The organism is Streptomyces sp. NRRL F-4489 (assembly GCF_001509485.1).
In the GTDB taxonomy this organism is placed as follows: domain Bacteria; phylum Actinomycetota; class Actinomycetes; order Streptomycetales; family Streptomycetaceae; genus Streptomyces.
Window position 1 is genome coordinate 1 of sequence record NZ_LLZI01000126.1, and the last position, 3,358, is coordinate 3,358.

Annotated in this window: 2 protein-coding genes and 1 pseudogene; 1 reads left to right on the plus strand and 2 read right to left on the minus strand. The window is 75.1% G+C overall.

The features are described from left to right. Positions 1-26 precede the first annotated feature (26 nt). The gene (locus ADL22_RS12785) at positions 27-2,030 is read right to left on the minus strand and encodes an ATP-binding protein (protein ID WP_066977395.1); all 2,004 of its coding nucleotides are present in this window, start codon (positions 2,028-2,030) and stop codon (positions 27-29) included. A 2-nt stretch (positions 2,031-2,032) separates the two neighbouring features. After that, positions 2,033-2,908, minus strand: coding sequence for a DUF4255 domain-containing protein (locus tag ADL22_RS12790; RefSeq protein WP_066977398.1), 876 nt, complete (start codon positions 2,906-2,908; stop codon positions 2,033-2,035). Positions 2,909-2,937: 29 nt separating this feature from the next. Between ADL22_RS12790 and ADL22_RS36095 the strand changes: the two are divergent. Further along, a pseudogene (locus ADL22_RS36095) lies at positions 2,938-3,358 on the plus strand (hypothetical protein); the annotation flags it as partial.

The following is a 3,358-nucleotide window of genomic DNA, read 5'->3' on the forward strand; positions in this document are numbered from 1 at the left end:
GCCCCCCAGCGCCCCCGCCTCCTGCTTCACACCCATCCGTGGACCTCCGACGGTGTCAGAGAACGTTCCAGCTTCAGGTACTCCGTACGGGCCGCGGCCAGCATGTGCCGCATCTGGAGGCGGACGCCCTCCTCCGCGGCCAGGAACGCCCCCGCCAGCGCGATATTGCGGATCGAGCCCCCGGCCACGGTCAGCTGCGCCAGCAGCTCCGGGTCCAGGCCCTTCGTCGGCGCCCGGTCCGGCAGCACCCGCCGCCAGATCTCCGCGCGCTCCCGCTCGCCGGGGAAGGGGAAGTCGACGACGAAGCGGATCCGGCGCATGAAGGCGGGGTCCAGGGCCTTCTTCATGTTGGTGGTCAGCACCGCCAGCCCGCGGTACGCCTCCATGCGCATCAGCAGATAGCTGACCTCCAGGTTGGCGTACCGGTCATGGCTGTCCTTGACCTCGCTGCGCTTGCCGAACAGCGCGTCCGCCTCGTCGAACAGCAGCAGCGCGCCGCCGCGTTCGGCCGCGTCGAAGACCCGGCTGAGGTTCTTCTCCGTCTCCCCGATGTACTTGCTGACGACCTGGGAGAGGTCGATGACGAAGAGGTCCAGGCCCAGTTCCCGGGCCATCACCTCGGCGGCCAGTGTCTTGCCGGTCCCGGAACCGCCCGCGAACAGCGCGGTGACGCCGAGACCGCTGCGCAGCGACGCGGCGAACCCCCAGTCCTGGTAGACGGTCGCCCGCCGCCGCACATGCGCCACGATCTCCCGCAGCACGCGCAACTGCCGCTCGGCGAGCACCAGATCGTCCCAGCCGGCCCGCGGCTCGATCCGCCGCCCCAGCTCGTCCAGCCCCATCCGCGCCTCGGCCAGCCCGGCCCGCCAGGCCAGCTCGGCGGCACCGAGCCCGGCGGCGTCCGGAAGGTCCCGCCGGACCGCCGCGGCCGCGGAGCGTACGACGTGCGGGGGAAGCTGGAACTGGGCCACCAGGGCGGCGAGGTGCTCGTCGGCCAGCTCCGGTACGTCCGAGAACGCCTCGCTCCACAGGGCGAGCTGCTCCTCGTCGGAGAGCTTCGGTACGGTGACGCGTTCGCCGCGCGGATGGCCGGTCGGGCGCGGCTCCTGGGCCGATACGGCGAGCGGGACGGCCGCGCCCGCGATGAAGGCGTCCGCGGCGGCCTGCTGCTCGCGGTCCAGCTCCCCGGCCTCGACCAGCAGCGCGGCCGGCAGCAGGACGGCCTCCCGCTGCCAGAGCCGGGCCAGCCGGTCGCGGTCGGCGGGGCCGGCCGGGAGGTCGGCGGCGGCCATCGCGTACAGGCCGAGCCCCGCGCGGCGGGCCGCGGCGGCGGCGATCTCGGCGCGGGTCCGCTGATCGCCGCCGACCAGCTCGACGCGTAACGGCGCGTCCGGGCCGCCGCCCGCCCAGCCCGCCGCCACCCGCCGGGCCGCCGCCTCGTGGGACGGCGGGAGCGTCGCGGGGGCGGAGACCCGGCGCAGCTGCCCGTGGAGCCGGGCGTCCAGATAGGGGGCGCCGGCCAGGAAGTGCAGGATCCGCTCGTCCAGGCGCAGGCGGCTGGTGGTCAGCTGGGTGACGTCCGCCAACTCGACCAACTGCCAGCGGCGCAGCGGGGCGACCGGCGTCAGGGCACTCCAGTGCGGTTCGGCGAGGGCGGCCAGCGCGAGCGAGAACGTGGGGTACGGGCGGCCGGGGTCCCCGCAGGCGGCGGCGCACCGGGCGCCGGTGGTCGGGTCCAGCTCGGCGGCGGCGGTGAGCAGGACGATCTCCCGCTCGAAGGCGGTCAGCCCGAAGCAGGCGGTGAGGGAGTCGAGGGGGGTGGGGGAGGGCTCGGCCGCTGCGGCCGGCGCCCCGGCCGTTCCCTCCGTACGCGCCTCATCCGCCGCCCCCTCCGTACGCGTCCCGTCCGCCGTACGGCCTGCCCGGGCGGCGTGCGCGTCCAGGCGGGCGAGGACGGCCCGCACGGCGGCGGCCAGGGCCGCGCCCTCCGCGCCGTCCGCCTCACCCCTCACGCCCGCGCCCCCGCTCATGCTCAGCTCTCCCCGTCGCCGGTGCCACCGGTGCTGCCCGTACCGCCCCCGGACGCCTTGCGCGGCCGAGCGGTTCGGGCCCCGGACCGGCCGCGCCCCGAACTGCCTTGTGTGGTAGCCGACTTGGCCGATTTCGCAGCCACCGCCGCCCGCTTGGCCGCCCGCTTGACCGGAGCACTCTCCTCCGCCGAAGCCGCCGGTGACCCCTCCGCAGCCGCCCCCGGTTCCGCGATCGACACCTCCGCCGACACCCCCGCCGGCACCTCTCCCGGCACCCCCGGCACCGCCTCCACCCCCACCCGCTCCACCGGCCGCGCCGGCGCCGGCTTCCGGTGGCCGTCCAGCAGCACCAGCGACGCCTGGTAGGCCACCGACAGGGCGTACGGGGTGTTGTTGAGCATGCCCCAGAGCTTGGAGGTCTCGTCCACGTCCATCTGGGTCGGCGTGAAACGGACCTTCTGGAGCGACTCGGCCAGATCGCTGCCCGCCAGATACGGCCGGGTCGCCGCCTCCTCGATCAACTCCCTGGGCAGGACCGGGATTTCGTGCAGTGTGCGCACCACGCTGCCGATCAGCCGCTGCCCGACCAGCTCCTGCTCCTCCCCGTACGCGCTGATCAGGAAGTGCAGATCGACCGCCGCGGCGGGGCGCTTGAGCAGGGTGCCGTCCGAGGCGCGGGTGACCAGGTCGTTGTTGCGCATCGAGGGGTTGTGGGTGATCTGGTAGAGGAAGACGGTGATCGTCGGGTCGGTCGGCGGGTCGGCCGGCGGTTTGCGGGTCTCCACCGAGACCGCGAGGTCGATCTCGGGATGGAGGTTGTGCTCGATCAGCAGGGCCAGGGCCTGGGTGACCGTTGCGAGGGCGAGTGCGTTGCTCATACGGGCCGTCCCCCTGAAGTCCGTTCCTGGTGGGCCAGATAGTCGGCGAGGCTCAGCGCGGGCCCGCGCCGCTCGGGCCGCGCGGGACGCCCACCGGCCCCGGGGCGTTCGGCGCCGGCCGCGCTCACCTCCAGCCGCCCGATCTGCACGTGCACCACCCGCTCACCGGCCCCGCGCGCCCCGCGCCGCCCGGCCCCGGCCGCCCCGTCCCCCCGCCGCGGCACGGCTCCCCGGACCACCGGCGCCACCTCCGTACGAGGCCGCAGCACGCCAAATCGAGCGGAATCCTCAACTCCCTCACCTGGGAGCCCACTTACGTCACCAGAAAAACCGCGATCACCGGAGTCCACCGCCCCACGACCCCCCGCCGCACGGCCCTCCCGCCCCCCACCACGCGGCACCGCAACCCCAGTCGCCGCCCGCAGCAACGGCCCACCCACCACCCCCGGC